This window comes from Alkalibacterium sp. s-m-28, assembly GCF_054658175.1.
This window is the reverse complement of the sequence record NZ_BAAGIQ010000255.1, coordinates 1-535: the sequence shown is the minus strand read 5'-3', so window position 1 is coordinate 535 and position 535 is coordinate 1. Positions and strand designations below refer to the sequence as shown.

Genomic DNA, 535 nt, shown 5'->3' with positions numbered 1-535 from the left:
GCCTTGTCGCACTTAGGCAGTACCCGTTTTTATCAAGGTCTTCAAACGGCCTACGACCGTTTCTTCAATGATTTCTTATCTATGCATCCCAGCTGCCCCAAATGTAATCATACAGCCATCGTCTTTTATGATGTATGTTCAAGAGAAGTATACCTTAATCACACCTACTCATTTACATTACAGATCGCTCGCGTACGTTGCGCTAACTGTTCTTGTCTATCACGGATCCTTCCGGATTATGTCATTCCCCATAAACGCTATGTTGTCGGCCTTATTTGTCTCGCCCTGGACGTTACCCAATCCGTGAGGAGTGTGTCAAATCGAACGGCCCTATCCACAAAACTGATCCGGTATTGGCGGACGCAGTACAAGAAATGGCATGAGGTAGGGCTGCAGGCGTTAATGGGTCACCTTCCATTGGAAGAGTATCCGGTATTTTTACAGAGCTATAAAGAAAGCTATGGGTATGCCTTCATGCAAGTTCTCACAGCACGCTGATCCATCATCGATTCTTTTTCTCATTTCACCGACTTTT

1 protein-coding gene is annotated in these 535 nt (G+C 45.2%); it reads left to right on the top strand.

Annotation, left to right across the window (positions count from 1 at the left end; all coding sequences use genetic code 11):
* The coding region (locus tag ACYQ4S_RS12205) for a DUF6431 domain-containing protein (RefSeq protein ID WP_459771435.1) at positions 1 to 498 on the top strand (498 nt) is incomplete at its 5' end.
* Positions 499 to 535: the final 37 nt, after the last annotated feature.